Source organism: Rossellomorea sp. YZS02, assembly GCF_033963925.1.
Taxonomy (GTDB): Bacteria; Bacillota; Bacilli; order Bacillales; family Bacillaceae_B; genus Rossellomorea.
In genome coordinates, this window is record NZ_JAXBLY010000010.1 from 85,184 (window position 1) to 107,883 (window position 22,700).

Below are 22,700 nucleotides of genomic sequence, written 5' to 3' on the forward strand. Positions count from 1 at the left end.
TGAATTCAGCTCAATGAATGAATTTAAAGGTCCGTCCCTCAAACAAAAAAGAGGATTTTGGGAAGTTGTGTCGAATAGTTAAAGGGTACGATGATGAAAATTAGAGAAGGAGTGATGTTATGGTTCGAACCCCTCGGGATTGGAGTCCGGGAACGACTTATCATGTGACCGCGAGAGGGAACAGGAAGCAGGATCTGTTCCATGATGATGAGGACCGCAAGAAATATTTATTGTATTTGCAAGAGACGAAGGACAAATATCCATTTACGATCCACGCATACTGTTTGATGCCCAACCACATTCATCTGCTGATCGAAACCCACGATGTCCCGCTGGAGAAGATCATCCGCAGCCTCCACACCCGCTATGCCGTGTATTTCAACAAAAAATATGACTATGTCGGACATGTTTTCCAAGGACGGTATGGGTCCACTAAAATCGATACACCATCCTATTTCATCAAAGCGAGCAGATATATTCATCAAAATCCCGTAGAAGGCAAGCTCACCATCCGCCCCGAGTCTTACCCTTGGAGCAGTTATCCTTCCTACATCCACTCCATTGATCACCCACTTCTTTCAAAGGAACGCACTCTCAATTACTTTCCGGTACCTCAGGTCGAACGTTATAAGAAGTACGTAGTAAAAGAAGTCCAGAACGAAGCTCTCGACAAAAATACAATTAAAAAGTGAAAAAAAGTAAATATTTTTGGAAAAATTTAGAGGGTTATCTATAATTATGTCGAAATTTATACTGTGTAGGACAAAATAACTATTTCCAAGGGGAGGAAACAATGAAAAAAGAATATATTCTGGTATTCGAGGATTTTCATGTTACCAAAAGAAGTGTCAAAAAATCAAAGAAGCCTCTAGTCGTCTTTCAGGGGCAGCATTATTACAATAAGCTGGTTGTTGTGAATCAGCCTCCGGGGTTCTCCCATGCACTCGAGAGCATCATGTATTCGGACAAGATTCTTGAAACAGTCGGGTTCACCACATTGTTTGCCGTCCCCATCGACCGACAGCATTCGATCCCGTTTAAGTTTGTCCGCATCGGGGATAACACACCAAAGGACTGTAAAGTTGTACTGGAAAGGCGAGAAGGCGTCGACCAATTGAAAATCCTGCCTCTCTATCCTGTGGATGGGCCACTTTCACAAGAAGACACACAGGACATCCTCTCCTACCTGTGCCTGAAGTCCGATGACAGCACCGTCACCTACCTCATGAACAACCCTAAAATATTCAAAGGAAAAGGCAAAAAACAAGAAGAGTAAAGGAGGATCAGGCGAACCTAATCTGAATAGGTACGTCTTTTTTTGAGGGACGGACCTCCACATCCCGTTCTTCTGCTCCGCCACAAAACCCTTTACCACGCTACCAAACTACCTCTCTAAGTTTCTAAAATCACCACTTTTTTCGTTGACCTCTTAAGAATCAGACCATACAATGAAAGTAGTTATTAGTATTTTTAGAATTTTCATGTAAGGTGCGAATGCCACTTGGATAAGACAGATCATACTCGTATCGGAAAGAATGCCATGCTTCTTCTCCTCGTAGACAGGGAAGAGGACGAATGGAACCGTCATTTCAATGAACTGAATTGGAGCTACTGCACCGGGAAGATTGGATCGATGGACAGTCAGAAGATCGTGGCCGCGATTGAAACGGCGGCGAAGCGGAGTGACCTTGTCCGGGAAGATCTTTACCGGGAGATGCACGCTTTGTACCACGCGATTATGGAAGCCTTGACCGGAGTCACCCGGGGACATACGCAACTTGGGGAGATCCTTCGAACCGTGGGATTGCGATTCTCTGTTGTAAGGGGCACTCCATATGAAAGTGAAGAGGAAGGCGAATGGATCGCCGTAGCGTTATACGGGACGATCGGTGCGCCCATCAAGGGATTGGAGCACGAAACGATCGGACTTGGAATCAATCATATTTAAATAATGAGAGCCTAGAGATATTAGTTGAAAGGAGGCTCGACCAAAGGCAGAAGTCTGTCTTTGGTCGAGTCTCCTTTTTGTGTGGGAACGTGGGCCGGGAGGTCCGTCCCTCGGCAAGTTAAAGCGTTAAAGAAAAAAAACCAGTAATAAAAGCAAATAACAATGGGAATGAACCGAAAATAGCTTGTTTTCTGAGGTCCGTCCCTAATATAGAAGGAGTGAGCCGAAATGGTAGAGTTGACGGGTTGTAGTTTGAGTTTGGATGAGGCGAAGAGGGTTATTTATGGGAAGGAGCACGTGGAGCTTTCGCCGCTGAGTATGGAGCGGGTGAGGAAGAGTCGCGCGGCGGTTGAGAGGATTGTGAAGGAGAAGCGTGTGGTGTATGGGATCAACACGGGCTTTGGGAAGTTCAGTGATGTGTTGATCGATGCGGAAGATGTGGAGGAGCTCCAGTTGAACCTGATTCATTCTCATGCGTGTGGAGTGGGTGATCCATTCCCTGAGAACGTTTCACGTGCGATGCTACTTCTGAGATGTAACGCTTTGTTAAAAGGGTATTCCGGTGTTAGACCGGTCATCGTAGAAAGATTAGCTGAATTCCTCAATAAAGGAATCCATCCGGTGATCCCGCAGCAGGGTTCATTAGGAGCAAGCGGGGACTTAGCGCCGCTATCCCACCTGGCACTGGCACTGATGGGAGAAGGTGAGGTCCATTATCAGGGTGAAGTACATCAAACCCTGCCAGTCCTATCTAAAGAAAACATCTTCCCAATCCAGCTACAGGCGAAAGAAGGATTGGCACTCATCAACGGAACCCAGGCGATGACGGCAATGGGCGTCATCGGATACCTGGAAGCGGAGGAACTCGCCTTCCAAAGTGAAATGATCGCCAGTCTGACCTTGGAAGGATTAAGAGGAATCATGGATGCCTTCGACGAAGATATTCATTTAGTGAGGGGATATCCTCAACAGGTCGCAACGGCTCAAAGAATCAGGGACTACTTACAAGATAGCAAGCTTACAACGAAGCAAGGGGAGCTCCGAGTGCAGGACGCCTACTCTCTAAGGTGCATCCCTCAGGTTCACGGAGCATCATGGCAGGCTCTTGACTACGTAAAAGAAAAGCTTGAAATCGAAATGAACGCAGCGACGGATAACCCGCTTATTTTTGACGACGGAGAAAAGATCATCTCAGGAGGGAACTTCCACGGACAGCCAATTGCATTTGCCATGGATTTCATGAAGATCGCTGTGGCAGAGCTCGCCAACATTTCAGAACGCCGGATCGAGCGTCTTGTGAACCCGCAGCTCAATGACCTGCCGCCTTTCTTAAGCCCGCAGCCGGGACTGCAGTCAGGCGCCATGATCATGCAATACTGCGCGGCATCACTCGTATCGGAAAATAAAACCCTGGCCCATCCGGCGAGCGTCGACTCGATCCCATCATCAGCCAACCAGGAAGACCACGTCAGCATGGGTACGATCGGATCACGCCACGCCTATCAAATCTTGCAGAACACAAGAAGAGTCCTCGCCGTCGAGCTCATCTGCAACTTGCAGGCAGCGGAACATCGAGGGACGGACCTCATGGCAAGCAAGACAAAACAATTTTACGAAGCAGCGAGAAAAGTCATTCCTTCCATCACAAAGGATCGGATCTTCTCGAAAGACATAGAAAAAGCCAACGAATGGCTGCAGCAAACAACCCTAAGCACACTCATCAAAACAACCAAAACAAAGGAGGAAACGACAAATGGTTAAGGCAGACAAACGAATCGTACACGTAAAAAGAGGGACGGACCTCGAATGTAAAGGATGGGAGCAGGAAGCGGTTCTCCGGATGCTCTACAATAACCTTGATCCCGAGGTAGCAGAAATTCCTGAAGAGCTAGTCGTCTACGGCGGAATCGGGAAAGCGGCTCGTAACTGGGAGTCCTTTGACGCCATCGTCCACACGCTAAGAAACTTAGAGAACGATGAAACCATGCTCGTCCAATCCGGAAAACCGGTTGGTGTCTTCAAAACTCATAAAGCAGCTCCGAGGGTCTTGCTTTCCAACTCAGTCCTCGTTCCGAAATGGGCGAACTGGGAGCACTTCCATGAACTTGATCAAAAAGGCCTCATGATGTACGGCCAAATGACGGCGGGAAGCTGGATCTATATCGGGACACAAGGAATCCTGCAAGGGACATATGAAACGTTCGCGGCACTGGCGAAGAAGCATTTCAACAACTCCCTTAAAGGAACGATCACCCTTACAGCCGGCCTAGGCGGAATGGGTGGAGCACAACCACTCGCAGTTACAATGAACGGAGGAGTCGTGATTGCTGTAGACGTAGACGCAGAGCGCATCCAAAAACGCCTCGACACAAAATACTGTGACGTGAAAACCGATTCCATCGAAGAAGCATTGATGATGGCATATGAAGCTCGTGACCAAGGCAAGCCTCTTTCCATCGCGTTACTTGGAAACGCAGCAGAGGTTCATCATGAGCTGCTCAAGCGTGACGTCAAAATCGATATCGTAACCGACCAGACATCTGCTCACGATCCATTAAACGGCTATGTACCAGAAGGGTATACACTTGAAGCGGCTGCGGAGCTTCGCAAGCAGGATCCGAAAGCCTACACAGCCCTTTCACAAAAAAGCATGGCCAAACACGTGGAAGCGATGCTCGAATTTCAGCACAGAGGCTCCATCGTATTCGACTACGGCAACAATATCCGTCAGGTCGCGAAGGATGAAGGAGTCGACAATGCATTCGATTTCCCCGGCTTCGTACCGGCATACATCCGTCCACTATTCTGCGAAGGAAAAGGACCATTCCGCTGGGCGGCACTGTCAGGTGATCCAGAAGATATCTATAGAACAGATCGTCTCATAAAAGAGCTTTTCCCAGAAAACGAAGCCCTCAACCGCTGGATCGACATGGCGCAGGAGCAAGTGGCATTCCAAGGACTGCCTTCCCGCATCTGCTGGCTTGGCTACGGCGAGCGTGTGAAGATGGGTCTCGCCATCAATGAACTGGTCAAAAACGGAGAACTGAAAGCACCGATTGTCATCGGTCGAGACCACCTGGACTGCGGATCTGTTGCCTCACCAAACCGTGAAACGGAAAGCATGAAGGACGGAAGTGACGCAGTGGGTGACTGGGCAATCCTGAACGCCCTCATCAACACAGCGGCAGGCGGCTCTTGGATTTCCTTCCACCACGGCGGTGGAGTAGGAATGGGTTATTCATTACACGCAGGAATGGTCGTTGTCGCAGACGGAACGGACCTTGCACAGGAACGCCTTGAACGAGTCCTGACAACAGACCCTGGAATGGGCGTCATCCGCCACGTCGACGCAGGCTACGACATCGCTGAGAAAACAGCCGAAAAGCACAACATCCACATCCCAATGAACAAAGGAGGAGAATAAGATGACCACAACACAACAATTCGACACGATCATCGACAACATCGGCCAGCTCCTGACAATGGATCATGGGGACGGACCTCTAAAAGGAGAGGCAATGAGCAGTCTACCTGTCTTAGAAAATTCGGCCATTGCCATCAAGGACGGCCTTGTTGCCTGGATCGGCACACACGAAGAAGCACAATCCCTTAAAGCAACGGAACGAATCGACGCAGAAGGGAAGCTCGTCACACCAGGTCTCGTCGACCCGCACACGCACCTGGTTTTCGGAGGCTCCCGTGAACACGAAATGGCCCTCAAGCAGCAAGGGGTCCCATACTTAGAAATCCTGAAGCGTGGTGGCGGCATTCTATCGACAGTGGGTGCCACCCGCGAAGCATCAGAAGAGGAATTACTTACAAAAGCACGATTCCATCTAAATAGAATGATTTCTTACGGAGTCACAACAGTAGAAGCGAAGAGCGGCTACGGTCTCGATCGCCAAACCGAATTAAAACAATTAAAAGTAGCTAAACAACTGAACGACACGCACCCAGCAGAAATCGTCTCCACATTCCTTGGAGCGCACGCCATCCCGCCGGAATTCAAAGACCGCTCCGATGAATTCCTACAGGAAATGCTCGATCTGCTATCCGACATCGAAAAAGAACAACTAGCCGAGTTCGTCGACATCTTTTGCGAAACAGGCGTATTCACCGTCGAGCAGTCCCGAGAGTTTCTAAAAGCGGCCAAAGAAAAAGGCTTCTCCGTCAAAATCCACGCCGACGAAATCGATCCACTCGGAGGAACAGAAATGGCAACGGAAATCGGAGCCACTAGCGGAGACCACTTAGTGGGAGCGTCCGATAAAGGCATTCAGGCACTGGGCGAAACCGACACGATCGCCGTCCTCCTGCCAGGGACGTCCTTCTATCTGAACAAAGGCAAATTCGCCAACGCAAGAGGCATGCTGGAAGCGGGAGCGGCCGTCGCCATTTCCACGGACTTCAACCCGGGAAGCTCACCGACAGAGAACCTGCAGTTCATCATGAACCTGGCATCATTACAATTAAAAATGACGCCGGAGGAAATCTGGAACGCCGTCACCGTCAACTCAGCCTATGCGATCAACAGGGGAGACTCGGCAGGAAAACTAGTAACAGGCAGAAAAGCGGACATCGTCCTTTGGGATGTACCGAACTATCACTACGTCCCATATCACTACGGAGTCAACCATACCAACACCGTCATGAAAGACGGCCGGATTATCTACCGCAAGGAGAAGCTTCATGAGCACATTTCAACACATTAAACCGGCAGGAAAGGCACAGTTCAAAGACCGCTACACAACGAAAGCGGCCGAACTCCTGACACCATGGGAAGAAGGAAAGAAAGGGGATATCGCCATCATCGGCGCTCCCCTATCCAAACCCTCCATCTCCCACTCAGGAGCAAGCTTCGCACCCGACGCCATCAGGCGGTGCCTGAACTCATTCACAACCTACAACATCGAGAGAGGGACGGACCTCCACGAAGACAAGAAAACGATCATAGATTTCGGGGACATCATCATGCACCCGACCTCCATCGAAGAATCGCATCAACGAATCTATGAATCAACCAAAGCGGCTATCAAAGCAAACGCCTCACCCTTCACCATCATCCTAGGAGGCGACCACTCTATCACCACATCAACGGTCAAAGCCATCAAAGAAACGAAGGGCACAGTCGGGATCATACAATTCGACGCCCATCACGACCTCCGAAACACGGAGGATGGAGGGCCGACCAACGGCACACCATTCAGAAGACTGATAGAAGAAGGCCATCTCCAAGGTGAGCACCTGATCCAAATCGGAATCCGAAACTATGCCAATGCCAAAGCCTATCATAACTATGCCATCGAGCAGGGCGTGACGGTCTACACGATGAAGGACGTCAGACAACATCGCATGATGAAACTCATCCAAAAATCCCTGTCCCAACTAGAATCGCAAGTCGACACCATCTACCTATCCGTCGACATGGATGTCCTCGATCAGACATATGCTCCCGGCTGCCCGGCGATCGGTCCCGGGGGAATGCACCCGGATACCCTCACAGAGGCGATCCAAACCGCGCTGCAGCACCCGAAAGTCAGTACGATGGACATCGTAGAAATCGACCCAACCCTGGATGTTAGAGACATGACAAGTAGAATTGCAAGCCTGCTCCTCTTAGCAACCTTGGAAAATGAATGACTTCATAGAAAGGCCCAGAGCCGATGGACTCTGGGCCTTTCTAATTACTTATATTTAATGAACCTTAAGAAAATTTAAGACAATTTATTCAGTAAACCAAAAATTATTCTATGAAAGCATCTAAAAGTATTAATTTGAAGATTCATAACAATTTGAACCTATCAGATTAATATCTTAAAATAAGATTTTTCCTCGTTCTAATACACGAAATAGGTCATATGAATGTCTAAAATTCCAAATTACGACAAAAAACATCAATCAAATTATGGATATTAAATATACAAACTATGAAAATTGTGGTAGATTTCTAAATATTAAGATTTATTTTTGGGTCTTAATAGTACTAAAACAAACAGGAGGGAATAGAGTGGCGAAGAAAAGTTTTGCAATACTATTAATTTTATTGCTGACCCTATCAAATGCAGCTTTTGCGGCACTTGGTCCAAAGCAGCAAAAACCAAGTACATCAGGTCCTAAAACGATCTCTGAACAAGGTTTAAACTATGACGCTAAAGACAAAGTGCGTGTCATAGTAGAATTGGATGGGGAATCAGGCATTGAGTATGCTAACAAAAAGCAAACAAGATACAAGGATTTAGCGGGATCCACTAAATCTAAACTTCAAAGTAAAGCGTTAGAAGCTCAAGATACAATTAAGAATCAAATGAATAAAGCAAGTGTTGGCGCAAAATATTTTAATAGCTTCACAACTGTTATTAATGGATTTAGTGCCGAGGTTGAGTACGGAAAGATCAAACTCATCGAAAAATTGTCTGATGTTCAAGACGTACATATTGTAAATGAATACAAGCGTCCCGTTGAACAACCAGAGATGATCTACAGTAAGGAACTGGTTCAAGCCCAGGAAGCTTGGAGAGATTACGGTTTCAAAGGACAAGGAATGGTTGTCGGAGTCATTGACACAGGAATTGATCCTAGTCACCGTGACATGGTTTTATCAGATGATACAGAAGTCAAACTAACAGAATCTGATGTAAAAGCTTCGGTATCTGAAAATGATCTGCCAGGTAAATTTTATACAGAAAAAGTTCCGTATGGTTATAACTATATGGACCAAAATTCTGAAATTCGTGACCTTGGTGCCGGCGCATCCATGCACGGCATGCACGTTTCCGGTACAGTCGGAGCCAATGGTGATGAAGAAAATGGCGGCATCAAAGGGGTAGCTCCTGAAGCACAGCTCCTTGCGCTGAAAGTATTTGGTAACGATCCGGAAATGCCATCTACATGGAGTGATATCTATGTAAAAGCAATCGATGACGCGATTCTTTTAGGTGCAGATGTTCTAAACATGAGCTTAGGATCCACGGCATCTTTCGTATTACCGGATGATCCTGAGCAAAAAGCGGTCTCCCGTGCGGTTGAAAATGGAGTATTAATGTCCATTTCTGCTGGTAACTCTGCCCATTTTGGTAATGGATATTATAATCCGATGGCATCTAATCCTGATATCGGGGTAGCTGGTTCCCCTGGTATTTCCAGTGAATCATTACAGGTAGCTTCATTAGAAAATTCTACGATTAATGTAGAAGGAATGAAGGTTTACTTTGATGGAGAACTGCATGGAACAGTCGGATATCAAAAGCAGGACACACCGAATTTCCTGGATTTATTTAAAGATGAGAAAAAAGAAGTCGTATATGTTGGTACTGGAGAAGATCAGTACTATGAAGGTAAGGATGTTGCAGGGAAGATTGTTTTTGTTGTAAGAACAGGTGGTTTCTTCTATGCGAAAATTGAAGAAGCGGCTATTAGACATGGCGCTGCAGGTGTCATTGTCAGAGGGGCTGAAAGCCACGGTGATTATGTAAATATGGCTCTTGACGCAAAGACACTTCCAATGGTTTCATTAAGTGTTTCTGCCGGAAATGAATTAGAAGCTCAAGTAAAAGAAGGAAAGAAAATGGAGGTAGTGTTCGACGGATCAAAAGTAGCTGCTGTAAATCCAGCTGCCGATACAATGTCGACATTCACTTCTTGGGGAGTCACACCTAACCTGGATTTCAAGCCTGAAATCACAGCACCAGGTGGTAAAATCTACTCTACATTAAATGATGACCAGTATGGCATGATGAGTGGAACGTCGATGGCAGCTCCTCACGTTGCCGGTGGGGCAGCATTAGTTCTTCAGCGTGTGGATGAGGAATTTAACTTATCAGGTGCAGATCGAGTTAATATGGCAAAGAATATTATGATGAACACTTCTGTGCCGGTAATGGATAAGAGCTTAGTGAACAATGCCCTTGGATGGAGTAATCCATATTCTCCTCGCCGTCAGGGTGCCGGTGTAATGCAACTTCATTCAGCACTGGCTACGCCGGTAGTTGTAACGGAATCTGAAAGTGGAATCGCTAAAGTCGCTCTTAAAGAAGTGGATAACAACGTGAATTTCACTGTTGATGTAGAGAATTTCAGTGATGAAGCAGTAACCTATGATGTATCAGCAAACGTTCAAACAGACTTTGCTAATGAAGGATTCTTAGGTTACGCAGCCAACGTTCTTGAAGCTCAAGAAATTCAAGACACTAAAGTAACTATTACGTCAAATGACAAACAAATCGAAAAGCTTGAAATACCAGCAAATTCAACGGTAAAAGTAAATGTAGCAATTGATCTTTCTGAAGCGAAAGTATACGGAGATGATATTGAATCCCTTGTCGACATCAATTCAGTCTTCAAAAACGGTTACTTCGTTGAAGGTTACCTGACACTATCAAGTGAAGGGGAGCACGCAGCTTCCATCCCTTATGTAGGATTTAATGGAGACTGGTCAAAAGCACCTATCCTGGATGCTCCTCTAACTGATGTAGAAAATACATTCTATGGATTAACTGGATTGGCAGCCAATCTTCCAGAAGGTTTGGATTTCCTTGGATTCGACCAATTTGCAGGTGAAAAAGGGGAGTATAGTCAAGATCTTGTTGCCTTCTCGCCAAATGGAGATGGAGTGGCAGACACGACAATGCCGATTCTTTCATTCCTGAGAAATGCAAAGAAGGTTGAATACAATGTACTGGACAAAGACGGGAATAAACTACGCACTCTCCGAACAGAAAACCATGTGCGTAAGAATTATTATGATGGAACGCCAAATACGGAATACACAATCAAATCAGCAAGCAGCTGGGATGGAAAAGTGAAGTCGGATGCAGTTGCAGAAGGTGACTATTTCTATGAAGTGAGAGCCATCATTGACTATCCTGGCGCTGAATGGCAGTCATTCAAGTTCCCTGTGAAGGTGGACGTAACGGCTCCAACGTTTAATGTGGAATATGACAAAGCTTCAAATGCTTTATCATTCTCAGATGTGAATGATAAAGGTGTTGGAGTAGCTTACCTGGATGTGAAGGTTAATGGTGAGTCGAAAGAAGCTCTTGCAGGTGACTCTACAGCTTATTCTTTAACAACTGCAGCTAAAGACATTGACTTCGTTGATGTAGTAGCAGTGGACTATGCTGGAAACATGACTACGATCCGCGTGCCTGGTTTGGGGGATTCTACGATTCCGGATATTCACTGGATGACTCCTGAAGCACTTGGCGTGGTTGATACACTTGAGCCAGTCGTGACGGGATATGTAACAGATAAAACAGGTATTAAAGAATTAATGATTGGCGGAAAGAAAGTAGAAGTAAAATGGAACGAAGAAAAGCAACGTTATGAGTTTGAAACAAAACTTACGTTTGATTCAGATGGCGTCAAGATGGTTGACGTATCTGTAGTAGACGGCAACAACAACAAGATTGAGTTCCAACGCAGATTCTTCGTCGATTCAACTGCACCAACTCTCGAAATATCGGATGTACCTTCCTCTGTTGGAAGTTCAACAGATTCGGTTGATGTAACGGTAAAAGTCAAAGATAACTTTGATGAAATCCGATTATATCAAGACGGAAGCGAAGTGTTCTACAACGAATTGGTAGAACCATATGTAATGGAAGGCTATGAAAAGTCGGTTGATCTTAAGTTGAAATTGGTTGAAGGTGAAAATAAATTCACATTTAAAGCGACCGATCTAGCAGGTCATGAAGTGACAAAAGAAATCTCCATTCTAAGTGGGGACGAAAGCATTGTAAATAACAGTGTAATTGAAGAAGCGATCAAGAATGCTGATTCAAAGGTAGAGGTTGAACTTACACAAGGTTCGGAATCGAAGGTAACGGCTGTTATGAACAAACAAGCAGTCAAAGCCCTTGCTGACACGAACAAAGCAACTGTCCTTAAGACAAAAGCAGGAAATATCGAAATCCCATCACAAGTGATGAATGATCTTTCTAAGGACGCAAAAGATGGAGTGAAAGTAAGTGTTAATCAAGTAGATTCAAACGGTGTTCCGAAAGAAGATTCACAGATGCTAAAATCAAACGTATATGATTTCACGATTTCACTCCTGGACGGAAGCGAAGAAACGAAGGTTTCCTCATTCACAGAGCCAGTCACTGTTGAGCTATCCGTTAAAGGAAAAACGTTCGATGACAAGCGTAAAGTAGCTGCGTTCTACTTAAATGAAGAGTCGAACAAATGGGAGTATGTTGGAGGAAAAGTGGTTGGAGATAATTTCGTTTTCCAAACAGATCATTTCTCTACGTATGCAGTAATGGAAAGTGATAAGACGTTCAAAGATATTCAAAAGCACTGGGCACAAGACGAAATCGAAGTTCTTGCTTCCCGTATGATCACGAGTGGTAAGACAGAAGATACGTTTGCTCCTCAGCAGAAGCTGACACGTGCAGAGTTTGCGGTTCTTCTTTCAAGATCTTTAAACCTTCCGATGACTTCATATGAAGGAGTCTTTAAAGATGTGAAAGAGAGCAAAGCTTGGGCTTATGCTGGGATTGAAGCGGCATACCGTGCAGGAATTGTAAAAGGATCCCTAGATGGTTCTTACAATCCGGATGCTGAAATCAACCGTCAGGAAATGGCGACGATGATTGTCCGTGCTGTGAAGTACAAAGACGCATCACTTGTGAAGGGTCTTGAATCCGATAACAAGTTTAAAGATGACAGCAGCATCAGTGCATTTGCTAAAGAATCTGTTTATCAGGCAAATGAACTTGGAATCATCAAAGGACGTGCTGACCACAGCTTTGATCCGAAGGCTGACACAACACGTGCCGAAACAGCTGTTATGCTTTACAGAATGCTTAACGTGTTAGACGAAATGTAAGAATGGAAAAGCCCGAAACAGAAACACTGCTAAACCAGTGAATCTGTTTCGGGCTCTTATTTACTATAACAGCAACTCCGTCTATAAATTCCTCGTGATTAAAGTGAAATAACAATATGCTCCACTCACTTCATCACTTTACCTCTAAAAAGAATGCTATAAAAACGATGTTCTTAACCGAACCGATAGTAGGTAATAGAAAAATGTAATCGACCCTTTTGTTTTACGCCTGAAATATCAATCAAGTTAAAAACTAGTGGAGGAACACCCTTGATTATTTTTACTATATCCATGGTGATCATACTGGTTATGATAGGAACACATACAGCCAGAAGAGAGTATAGAAAACTACCAGAAGCTGAGAAAGAAATACTAAAGGAAGAGATCAAGCATCCTATTCCCATTCTAATGAGCGGAATGATTTATATAGGCTATTTGACCATGTTCATTTCATTAATATTTGATATTTACATACTCAGATTTATCGCCTTTCTTCTAATGGGATTGGGTTTCATCGTTAACGGAGCCGAAGAATGGAGAGTAAATGGGAAGAAAGCGTTCCTTTTCATTATCTTAGGAGGCTCAATCGTTTTAATAACTGGATTATTTGCTACCAAGTCATTATGGTGAAAAAACAGGATGCGAAATATGGAGGTTAATCATGAATCGATTTATTTTGTTCATTGCTTTGCTTATGATGCTGGTCAGTTGTAGCAATGACATGGTCCAATATAAATAAATTGCAAGTGAAAAAACCTTACCATCAAACTTTAATCAAACGGCATATCAAAGAGAAGAAGTACCTTTTTCTCAATATGAAGTCACAAAAGCTGATAATCAGACAAAATATGAACATGATTGGAGTTTATATAACTTAGAGAAGGAAAAGCCAACTGTCAATTTTAAAGAAAATAGTGTCATTTTCATCGGTCTTACAGAGTCAGGTAGCTGTCCCATTGAGTTAAGTGATATTGAACAAAATTCAAAAGAAAATGCCTTGACGATCTTGTTAAGTGAACCAGATGGCCCTTGTACTGCGGATGCATCTCCAAAGACATTTGTAATAGAGGTAGATCATGAAACCGAAAAAAAATTAGACACCATTATCATTGTTGAAGAAGATATTCAAACTTCCGTTCCGATAGAAGAACCAGAAGCCAGTTAATGAAAAGAGGGGAGAATGGAGTATGTCATCTCAGTTAGCGCAGCTTGCAGTTTCACCGATGTTTATGATCATTGTTTGTATAAGTATCGTGGGGCTGTTTATATTTAGGAAGGAGGAAGGCTTATTTGCCATCATAGGTAAAATAGGATTCGTAGTCTATATTTCAATATATAGTTTGGCAGTAATAGTTTACTTTATATAAAACCACCAATCATGCTTCGTAAATACCCTCAGTCCACATAAAAAAGCGCAGGTTCCAACAGAACCCACACTTTTATTCATTAATTAACAGCCAGCTCCAATGAAGAATCATCAATGATCTCAGTGATTCCGATAACGGCCAGGAAATGTTTTAATTTTTTTAGGCAGGGCTCATTCAATCCCCCGACCACCTCAAATCGATTGATGATGGCAATTTTATTTTCCTTTATACGTGCTCCGTTTTTGAAGGAGCGAAGTTCTCCGGTGGACTCTTTGGTTTGATAGGTCGAAACAAAGGCCTCACCGATCTTATTTTTGGATTGTTTGAATTCAAAATGGAACGAGATCGACAAATCACTATCCTGAAAAATAGGAGTTACTTTCATGCTGATTTCGTGTATCAACGTAAAGCCCCCTTTCTGTTATTGTACTTTTATCCTATCAGAAATAAAAAAAAGAGGTATTTTGGGCTATTAAGCAATATGAACAATATTAGATTAAATTAGTGCCATTTCTGCCTGTTTTTCCGGTTTTATATAACTCTAGGAATATTCCTATAAGAATAAATAATGATGAATAAAAATACAATCCTGCCAGCAAGTCTTTAAGGATAAAGATAGAAGAAACCCCCGATTCACAAAACGGGGGTTTCTTCATGGTATAGATTATTTATTCAAAAACATATAAATCGTCTTCGCAGCCTGGGCACGGTTTGCTTGTTGTTTAGGGGCAAAAGTACCGTTTTTATAACCATTCATAAATTCAAGTTCCATTGCAGCCAACACGTCATCTTTGAAGGAAGGAGAGATTTTCTTCGCATCTTTATAGGTGTTTTTCACGGATGGTTTGAATTCTTTCCCTGTCTTCGTATTATAGGCACGTACCAACATCGCAGCCATTTGTTCCCTTGTGATTTGACTGTGTGGAGCGAATGAAGTGCTGTTGATACCAGTTGTGATACCTGCTTCATAAGCTGCGTTGATGTCTTCTTGTAATACACCAGCAACGTCTTTAAAGTGATTCTTGCCAGAGGATTTCAAGTCTAAAGTACGAGCAAGTAAAGAAACGAATTCTCCACGAGTGATGTTTCCTTCCGGCTCGAATGTGGTATCGGTCTTACCTTTAACGATTCCTTTTTCAACTAAGCTCGTAATGTAGTCTTTAGCCCAGTGGCCGTCCTTTACATCTTTGAAGCTCTTACCAGGAGTTGGAGTGTCACTTTCTTTCAGCTTGATGGAGTATTTACCAAAGCCGCTGTCCTGTTTACCAAGGAATTTATACGTGCTGGAATCCTTGATATAATCCTGAGCTTTTAAGGAAGTTTCAAATACGATATTTGCATTTCCTTTCACAGGGGCAAATGACCAGTTTCCATCAGCTTCTGGATCGATGGTCTTTTTCTCCATGATGTAGTCGATGATTACGTTACGGTTCTCATCTGGTGATTTCACGATGATTTCTGAGTTCTTCACGCCAGGGAATTTACCGCTTGCACGATAGTTATTGGTCGCAACGATAAACTTCTGATTCGGATCAATCGCTTTGCCATTGAAAGTAAGATTCTTGATACGGCTGGAGTTTTCATTCACCAATACGCCTTCAGCATCATATTTAGAAGGCTCGGTGACATCGATTTCATAGGAAACTCCATCGATTACGTCAAAGTTGTAAGAACGATAGTTGCCGTTCACAAGGTTTTGTTCTTCAGATTTAGAAGGATCGATTTGATTGAACTGACCTGCAGACATTTCGAGCCATTCTTTCACATCAGCACCTGTAAGAAGGACGGCTTGAAGTGTATTTGGATAGAGATACAAGTCGGATACGTTCTTGATCGCGAGTTCTCCTGCAGGGATGTCTGTATAGTAATCCGGGTTAGAGCGGGTACCTGCTTTAAATGGAGCTCCAGCAGACAAGACAGGAATTCCGTCGTATTCCGTTCCTTTGATGTACTTTTCTACATACCATTTCTGTGCGTTCGTCACGATTTGGACGGATGGATCGTCACTTACAAGAGCGAAATAGCTATTGATTGGAGCAGTGGTTTCTCCTACTGCACTTCGTACCCATTCAATTGTAGCGTCATGCTCTTCTTTTACGGCATCAAGGATGGCCTGGTCAGCTTCAACAGCAGGAGTCCCGTCTGGGTTCAGGATGGAACGAGTAGAAGCTTGTGTATTCGTCACATTCCATTTTCCGTCTTTTAATTCGAGTTCAAGGTCAACCAGTCCAAGATGGTCTCCCCAAGACCCAGGCATAACAGAAGGCACGCCGTTGATCGTTCCTTTTGTCACATCGACGCCTTCGATTCCGTCATATGTAGCGGAAGGGAACACGCCATGGGAGTGACCAAACAGGATTGCGTTGATTCCTTCTACTTTAGAAAGGTCATAGGTTGCATTCTCTTCCATGCCTTCCTGTGTCACGTTACCGATACCGGAGTGAGGAATCGCGACGATGATGTCTGCACCTTCAGCTTTCATTTGAGGAACGAATTTGTTCGCTGTTTCAATGATGTCTTTGGCGATGACTTTTCCTTCAAGATTCGCTTTATCCCACTGCATGATCTGTGGAGGAACGAATCCGATCACTCCGACTTTAATGGAATGAGATTCACCATCTTCATCGACTACAGTGCGATCAAGGATTTCATATGGTGTGAAGTAGTTTTTGTCATTGTCTGGGTTACCGTCTTTATCATCTACGTACACGTTGGCATTTACGTATGGGAAGTTGGATCCTTTCAATGAAGTACCGAGGAAATCAAGACCATAGTTGAATTCATGGTTCCCAACATTCCCAGCATCATAGTTTAGTAGATTCATGGCTTTGTAGACCGGGTGAGTTTCCCCATCCTGAAGCGGATCTTCCTTTGCTACGTAATCCCCAAGCGGATTTCCCTGGATCAAATCTCCGTTATCAAATAACAAAGAGTTCTGAGATTCAGCACGGGCTTGTTTGATCAAGGTAGCCGTTTTAGCCAGTCCATATTTATCTGTCGCTGTATCCTGATAGTAATCATAGTTTACGAGGTTAACGTGGATGTCGGTTGTTTCGAGAATGCGAAGATTAACAATGTCTTTGTCCATGACTTCTGCGTATGTAATGGAAGGTGTGACCTGAGGAACAATTAAACCTAAAGCGAGAGCAGCACCTGCTAGTGTTTTCTTTTTCAAAAAAAATCTCCCCTTAATTGTGTAGTGTCAAACAGATTAATAATAGCATAGGAAAAATAAATAAAATAGTCCAAGAATAATAAAAATTGTTAATGATTTAAAAATCTTGTAAATTTATCGGAGTTAAAATGAATAAGGAGTCCCAATTTTGTGTCGTGAACTAGAAGAAAAGATCACAGTGCGGGGCACTGTGATCTAAGCTTCATTCTATTAATCTATTTTCTCATTCGCCAAAAGCAATGGTACTGTGTAATTTTCCCTCCAAATCGAATCGAAGCTCGAAACCGGAACGGGTTTATTCCCTACATAAGGGGAAATTTCCGGAGTGAATCCAGGCTTTTTCTGAGAGATGGTAAACCAGTCGGAGAATCCTCCACCACTTGGGTTTTTCGTAGGTTTCACAAGTCGATAGCCTGTCTTATGGGAGATTTTCTTTGCAATCGCCAGATCTCTTGCTTTCCGTTTGGCATCCTGGTGGAAATACCAATAAAGAATTTCTCCAGAGCTATGGTAAGTGAGAGCCCCTTTGAATGTATGGGCATTGGTGAAATCATATAAAGCACGTGCTTCAGGTTCGGTTAATGGTTTGGTTCCTTTGTAGTTTTGTGGATCGGGTTTACCTGGGTTGCAGCAGATGTTTTCCCAATCGGCAGGGTACTGACGGTTCAGGTCCACCCCGCGGATATTGGCTTTCCATGCCGAGAAGTCTGTCTTTCCATTATTTAAACGAAGAACCTGAGCCGGATTTTTGGCACTCGAATGGCCTCGCTGAACTAACGTCACGCCATCTGGATTCACCATGGGTACGAACCAGATGGTGGTTTGAGAAAGAAGATCTCTTATGGAATAGCCGCCAATCTTCTGGTTTTGCTGGTAGGCATAAGAGTACTTATCGATCATTTCCATTACGAGATTGGTTGTTAGGTGCTCCCGTGCATGGTGGGAGGCGTCTACCAGGATTTCTTCTTTACCTGTACCAAGTCGAAAGGCATATAGATAACGCCCATCGACTGAAGTGCCAATTCGTTCAAGTGAAGCAAATTCAGGATACCACAGCTGCAGCTCTACCAGGTCTGTGACCATTTGTTCATATGTATAAGTCTTGTGGGGATTGACATAATCTCCTGTGTAGACCGAAACATCTGAATTCTTCACGTAGGCTTTTCGGCCGCCAATTTCCACAATGAAAAAGTTCTCATGCTGGGCAAGGAGAGGGAGCTTTACACCGGGTACGATACGGGAAAAGGCGGTGAGCTTCCCGTCCTTTTCGTAGTACAATGTTGCCGTGTAATGACTGACCACCCGAAACCGTTTATGAGGCTTTCCTTCCGCAACACCTGAAGGAAGGTTTCCTGTTAAAAGAGGGGAAGTGTCATTCAGTCTGATATAAGCTGTGTGAGTGCCGAGCTTGATAAGGTGGTAATCGCCCTCTTTCCCGCCCCCTTCAAAGACCTCCCCCTTTAACAGCCTGGCTTTCTTAACGAAGGCATTTCCTTCTTTGTAGAACAAAGGAGCATCTGTTGTTGTAACAAAACGCTTTATGTCTGGATGAGCTTCCCAATCTGTGACACCCGTGACGGCAGATGAAGGAACATATCCTTCAAGATCGTTCCACCTTATATATGTTTTATCACCAGATCGACTCGTCACTTCAAGAATCGTACCTGTCTCCACAGTCACCGTTTTCTCAGGGGTCACAAGTTCGGTGCTGATGACTGTTTTCACATACATGCCACTATCATCAGCAAAAGCTGTGGCAGAAAGATAAATAAATAAGAACAAAAACAAAATGAGTACTCTTTTCAACCATCCATCACTCCTTAAAAAGATACGAATCTACTTTATTATCTATTAACAAGAAGTAATTTCCAATATTAATATTATTTTCCTGAATAAAAAACCCCACCGAAATCAGTGGGATTTGAAGATTATTTCTGAACAATGATGCCTTTTTTCTGAGCAAATGACTCCATATCTTCCAAAATGGAGATTTGGATATTTCTTTCATTTGAGTAGAACGTATTCAAATAGGCTTTCAGCTGGGACTTGGCATCCGCAGAAGTTACCTTCAGCGTATAGCTGCTGTATTCAGACTCCCAGAAAGATACCGTTGTTTGAACGATACTATCTTTTACTGAGCTGTTGGAATCGTTCCAGAAATATCCGTCAAGGAAGTACAGATATTCATAATTCAAGCGAACCATCAACTCATCCATAAATGGAGCCAATTCACGGTTCTCAGTACTTCCGTCAAAATTTTGGAGTTGGACGGTGGTATCGTCGATCACCTTGACTGATTCCAGGTGTTCAAGAGTGACCGTATTGAAGGCAATGACATTCAATGAATTTTCAAAGTATTTATCTGAATCGATCGTGAAATTATAGATCCACTTCGCTGCTGCGGCACGGTCTGCCGTTTGAGTCGGCATGAAGAAATTTTTGTTTCCTTCAGCGAATCCGATCTGCTCAGCGAAAGCTACGTGTGTATAGGCGAATTGTGAGATTTTAGTTTCATCTTCAAATTCAGACCAAAGGTTAACTAAATGTGCGTAATCCTCCATACCCATGGCACGGACGAACATAACGATCATTTCCTGACGGGTAATCGGGTTATCCGCTCCGAAGAAGTCCGGACGAATCCCTTTAGTGATTTCAGAATCCACGAGGGCTCCAACATACGGGTCTGCCCAATCTTTTACATCCTTGAATCCTTTAGCTGAATCAGGATTTGCAGGAAGCTCAAGGGCAAGCGCGAGCATTTTGGCAAACTGTGCACGAGTGACCTTCTCCTGTGGACGATAAGTCCCATCGTTATAACCGCTGATAATGTTCTTAGCGGATAGTGCTTCAATATAAGGCTTGGCATACGTACCGCCAATGTCAGTGAAAGAAGCAGCAAATGCGGTCAAGTTCGTGGAAGCAAGAACCATCAAAGCAACAAACAAAGATATAAACCCTTTTTTCAATTTCTTTTCCTCCGAAATATAAAATAGTTACCAGAATAATATATAACGAATGTTACAATTATGTAATAGGAATATTACAGTATAAAAGTGGTAAATAAATGAAAAAAGACATTTCCAGTGGAGGAAATGCCTTTGTGAATGTTTTATTATATGAATGTTCAATATATTTTGGTAAATTAGTATAGAGCAGGTAGCTCAGCAGATGTTGGAGCAACTCCCGCAGCACTTGTAGAACCGACTCCAGCAAAGCTAAGAACAAGGATAGAAGCTGTTAAAAATGCAAGAATACGTCTTTTCATAGGACTTTCCTCCTTTTTCAAAAATGTGAAATTTCGGTATCATATAAGCATACACCTATTGTTAACTATATTAAACCATAAATTTAAAAATCTAAAAAAGTCAGTCAGAGGTCTTTTAACCTATTTAATCCCCATTTTAAAGGCAATTTACATACTTTTCTGCATGAATTATAACTCTAGGAATATTTTTAGGAGTGAAAACTATTGGACTTTTCAGCAATCGGAAAAAAAATAAGGGAATTGCGTAAAAATATCGGTCTATCTCAAGAAGATGTTGCAGAAGGTATATGCACACAAGCCCAGATCAGTAAAATTGAGAAAGGGATTGTATATCCGTATGCATCGACCCTTTATCAAATATCCCAGAAGCTGGGAGTTGATGTCAACTACTTCTTCGATATCGGAATGACGCCGAGACTCGATTATATACAGGAAGTGGAGAATCAGCTAAAGGTTCTACGCAGAAGTCTTCAATATGAAGAAATGATGGATATCATTCGAATAGAGGTGAGCAATCCGCTCTTCTCACATAATAAGAAAAATTTACAGCTTTTATTGTGGCACAAAGGGATTTATCAGTTTGAAGTGGAGAAGGATCATATTAAAGCCTCGGCTACAATGGAAGAGGCAATCAAATTAACGCAGGTATCCAGTAAGGTATGGTCAGAAAGAGAGCTCGAGATCCTGATGACCATGGGAGCGTTCTATATCAATGATGATAGTCATAAAGCGCTGGAGATCTTTAAAGAAGTGAACCTTCATATAGAAGCATTGCCTCACTTGATAGATTTAACCATCACCACAAGGCTTCATTATCATATAGCCAGAGTCCTGACGAGAATCCAAAAATTCGATGAGTCCATCCAGTACTGTAAACGGGGTATCCAGTGGTGTATCCAGAAAGACAGTATGTTCGCCCTTGGAGAACTCCACTATCACATCGGTTACAACTATGAACTCAAAGGAGAACTCGATCTCACCAAAGACTACCTCAATAAAGCACTAATCGTATTCGAACTTCAAAACGACGACAAATATGCACAGCTCTTACGAAACAAAATCAGCGAACTCACCACCAAGGAGGATTAGTGGGACATAGGGACAGGTCCCTCGTCCCACTTCCCACACACCCGGGACAAGGAACCTGTCCCCCTGTCCCATCGCAAAGGAGGAATGACCACATGGATTATGAAGCGATTGGAAAGAAAATCGTCCAGATGCGCAAAGCTCTTGGGTTCACGCAGAAAGAGCTCGCGAAGGGGATTTGTACACAGGCCCTGATCAGCCGGATTGAGAAGGGTGACATTTATCCGAATGCCTCGACGTTGTATGAAATAGCCAATAAACTGGGCGTGAATCTTAATTACTTCCTGGAAGTGGGGTCCACTCCAAGGATTGATTATATCGAAGAAGTAGAAAAGCAGCTGACCCGCCTGAGAAAGGCGATGGAGTATGAAGAGATGATGGACATTGTAAGAGTAGAGGAGAAGAACCCACTCTTTCATACGAATCCTACTCACCTTCAGCTTCTCTACTGGCATAAGGGAATCTACGAAAAAGAAGTGGAAAATCAAGGAGAGAAGTCATTCAACACGTTAATATATGCACTGAATGTAACTGGCCATGACAAAAAGGTCTTATCAGAAAGAGAAATGGAAATCATCCTTTCCATGGGGGTCATCAAGTTCTCCTTGGAGCAGTATGAAGAGGCATTGACTCTCTATGATCGAGTAGCACATCGCTTGAAGACCCACCCTCATCTGAATGATATCCGCATTCAAACGAAGCTTCTTTATAACATTGCCAGGGTACACACCCGCCTCCGAAATGATGAAGAATCTCTGACATACTGCAATGAAGGAATCAAATGGTGCCTAGAGCATGAAAATATGTATCTGCTAGGAGAATTCCATTATCAAAAAGGGTATATCCTGGAGCTGCAAAAAGACATTCAGGAAGCCATCCGCTATTTTAAAAAATCAGAACTCATCTTTGAGCTGATGGAAGATCAGAAATACCTTCCCCTTATTGCCCCGAGAATCAAACAATTAGAAGCTGGGACGGAGGGACAGGTCCCTCGTCCCAGCTAAGACCAACCGTCTTCGAGGTGGGACAAG

At 43.7% G+C, this 22,700-nt stretch carries 17 protein-coding genes; 12 read left to right on the forward strand and 5 right to left on the reverse strand.

Annotated elements, in window-relative coordinates; all coding sequences use genetic code 11:
- Positions 1-119: 119 nt before the first annotated feature.
- The 10 genes from SLH55_RS11600 to SLH55_RS11645 all read left to right on the forward strand — a co-directional run bounded on the left by SLH55_RS11600 (position 120) and on the right by SLH55_RS11645 (position 13,941).
- A complete protein-coding gene (locus SLH55_RS11600) occupies positions 120-692 on the forward strand; it encodes an REP-associated tyrosine transposase (RefSeq protein WP_320323450.1) in 573 nt (190 codons plus the stop codon).
- 101 nt (positions 693-793) lie between these two features.
- The gene (locus SLH55_RS11605) at positions 794-1,276 is read left to right on the forward strand and encodes a hypothetical protein (RefSeq protein WP_320323451.1); all 483 of its coding nucleotides are present in this window, start codon (positions 794-796) and stop codon (positions 1,274-1,276) included.
- Positions 1,277-1,501: 225 nt separating this feature from the next.
- Entirely contained in the window at positions 1,502-1,948 is a 447-nt protein-coding gene (hutP, locus tag SLH55_RS11610; protein WP_320323452.1) for a hut operon transcriptional regulator HutP, read from the forward strand.
- Positions 1,949-2,176: 228 nt separating this feature from the next.
- The gene (gene hutH, locus SLH55_RS11615) at positions 2,177-3,709 is read left to right on the forward strand and encodes a histidine ammonia-lyase (protein WP_320323453.1); all 1,533 of its coding nucleotides are present in this window, start codon (positions 2,177-2,179) and stop codon (positions 3,707-3,709) included.
- Positions 3,702-5,372: a urocanate hydratase gene (gene hutU, locus SLH55_RS11620; protein WP_320323454.1), complete on the forward strand. Its 1,671-nt coding sequence runs from the start codon at positions 3,702-3,704 to the stop codon at positions 5,370-5,372. Before hutH ends, hutU begins: the two co-directional genes overlap by 8 nt.
- Position 5,373: 1 nt before the next feature.
- Complete coding sequence (gene hutI, locus SLH55_RS11625; protein ID WP_320323455.1) at positions 5,374-6,660, forward strand: imidazolonepropionase; 1,287 nt, start codon at positions 5,374-5,376, stop codon at positions 6,658-6,660.
- Positions 6,638-7,588: a formimidoylglutamase gene (gene hutG, locus SLH55_RS11630; RefSeq protein ID WP_320323456.1), complete on the forward strand. Its 951-nt coding sequence runs from the start codon at positions 6,638-6,640 to the stop codon at positions 7,586-7,588. Before hutI ends, hutG begins: the two co-directional genes overlap by 23 nt.
- Before the next feature lie 367 nt (positions 7,589-7,955).
- Positions 7,956-12,776 (forward strand): S8 family serine peptidase, encoded by a 4,821-nt coding sequence (locus SLH55_RS11635; RefSeq protein WP_320323457.1) that lies wholly within the window; start codon positions 7,956-7,958, stop codon positions 12,774-12,776.
- A 270-nt stretch (positions 12,777-13,046) separates the two neighbouring features.
- Entirely contained in the window at positions 13,047-13,406 is a 360-nt protein-coding gene (locus SLH55_RS11640; protein WP_320323458.1) for a hypothetical protein, read from the forward strand.
- 367 nt (positions 13,407-13,773) lie between these two features.
- Entirely contained in the window at positions 13,774-13,941 is a 168-nt protein-coding gene (locus SLH55_RS11645; RefSeq protein WP_320323459.1) for a hypothetical protein, read from the forward strand.
- Positions 13,942-14,222: 281 nt separating this feature from the next.
- Here SLH55_RS11645 and SLH55_RS11650 read toward each other — a convergent pair whose 3' ends face one another.
- From SLH55_RS11650 to SLH55_RS11670, 5 genes are all read right to left on the reverse strand, one after another.
- On the reverse strand, positions 14,223-14,546 hold the full coding sequence (locus SLH55_RS11650; RefSeq protein WP_320323460.1) for a hypothetical protein: 324 nt from the start codon (positions 14,544-14,546) through the stop codon (positions 14,223-14,225).
- 261 nt (positions 14,547-14,807) lie between these two features.
- A complete protein-coding gene (locus SLH55_RS11655; RefSeq protein WP_413787089.1) occupies positions 14,808-17,318 on the reverse strand; it encodes a bifunctional 2',3'-cyclic-nucleotide 2'-phosphodiesterase/3'-nucleotidase in 2,511 nt (836 codons plus the stop codon).
- 210 nt (positions 17,319-17,528) lie between these two features.
- Complete coding sequence (locus SLH55_RS11660; RefSeq protein WP_320323461.1) at positions 17,529-19,124, reverse strand: M14 family metallocarboxypeptidase; 1,596 nt, start codon at positions 19,122-19,124, stop codon at positions 17,529-17,531.
- Between the two features lie 122 nt (positions 19,125-19,246).
- The gene (locus SLH55_RS11665; RefSeq protein ID WP_320323462.1) at positions 19,247-20,284 is read right to left on the reverse strand and encodes an S-layer homology domain-containing protein; all 1,038 of its coding nucleotides are present in this window, start codon (positions 20,282-20,284) and stop codon (positions 19,247-19,249) included.
- Positions 20,285-20,460: 176 nt separating this feature from the next.
- A complete protein-coding gene (locus SLH55_RS11670; RefSeq protein WP_320323463.1) occupies positions 20,461-20,583 on the reverse strand; it encodes a hypothetical protein in 123 nt (40 codons plus the stop codon).
- 204 nt (positions 20,584-20,787) lie between these two features.
- On the opposite strand from SLH55_RS11670, the gene SLH55_RS11675 reads away from it, so the two are divergent.
- Complete coding sequence (locus SLH55_RS11675; protein WP_320323464.1) at positions 20,788-21,672, forward strand: helix-turn-helix domain-containing protein; 885 nt, start codon at positions 20,788-20,790, stop codon at positions 21,670-21,672.
- 92 nt (positions 21,673-21,764) lie between these two features.
- Entirely contained in the window at positions 21,765-22,673 is a 909-nt protein-coding gene (locus tag SLH55_RS11680; protein ID WP_320323465.1) for a helix-turn-helix domain-containing protein, read from the forward strand.
- The last annotated feature ends 27 nt before the right edge of the window (positions 22,674-22,700 follow it).

What these genes read in the sequence shown, in the direction of transcription:
- SLH55_RS11600 (WP_320323450.1), top strand. Translation starts at nt 120, where the DNA reads ATGGTTCGAACCCCTCGGGATTGGAGTCCGGGAACGACTTATCATGTG.
- SLH55_RS11605 (WP_320323451.1), top strand. Translation starts at nt 794, where the DNA reads ATGAAAAAAGAATATATTCTGGTATTCGAGGATTTTCATGTTACCAAA.
- hutH (WP_320323453.1), top strand. Translation starts at nt 2,177, where the DNA reads ATGGTAGAGTTGACGGGTTGTAGTTTGAGTTTGGATGAGGCGAAGAGG.
- hutU (WP_320323454.1), top strand. Translation starts at nt 3,702, where the DNA reads ATGGTTAAGGCAGACAAACGAATCGTACACGTAAAAAGAGGGACGGAC.
- hutI (WP_320323455.1), top strand. Translation starts at nt 5,374, where the DNA reads ATGACCACAACACAACAATTCGACACGATCATCGACAACATCGGCCAG.
- hutG (WP_320323456.1), top strand. Translation starts at nt 6,638, where the DNA reads ATGAGCACATTTCAACACATTAAACCGGCAGGAAAGGCACAGTTCAAA.
- SLH55_RS11670 (WP_320323463.1), bottom strand. Translation starts at nt 20,583, where the DNA reads ATGAAAAGACGTATTCTTGCATTTTTAACAGCTTCTATCCTTGTTCTT.
- SLH55_RS11680 (WP_320323465.1), top strand. Translation starts at nt 21,765, where the DNA reads ATGGATTATGAAGCGATTGGAAAGAAAATCGTCCAGATGCGCAAAGCT.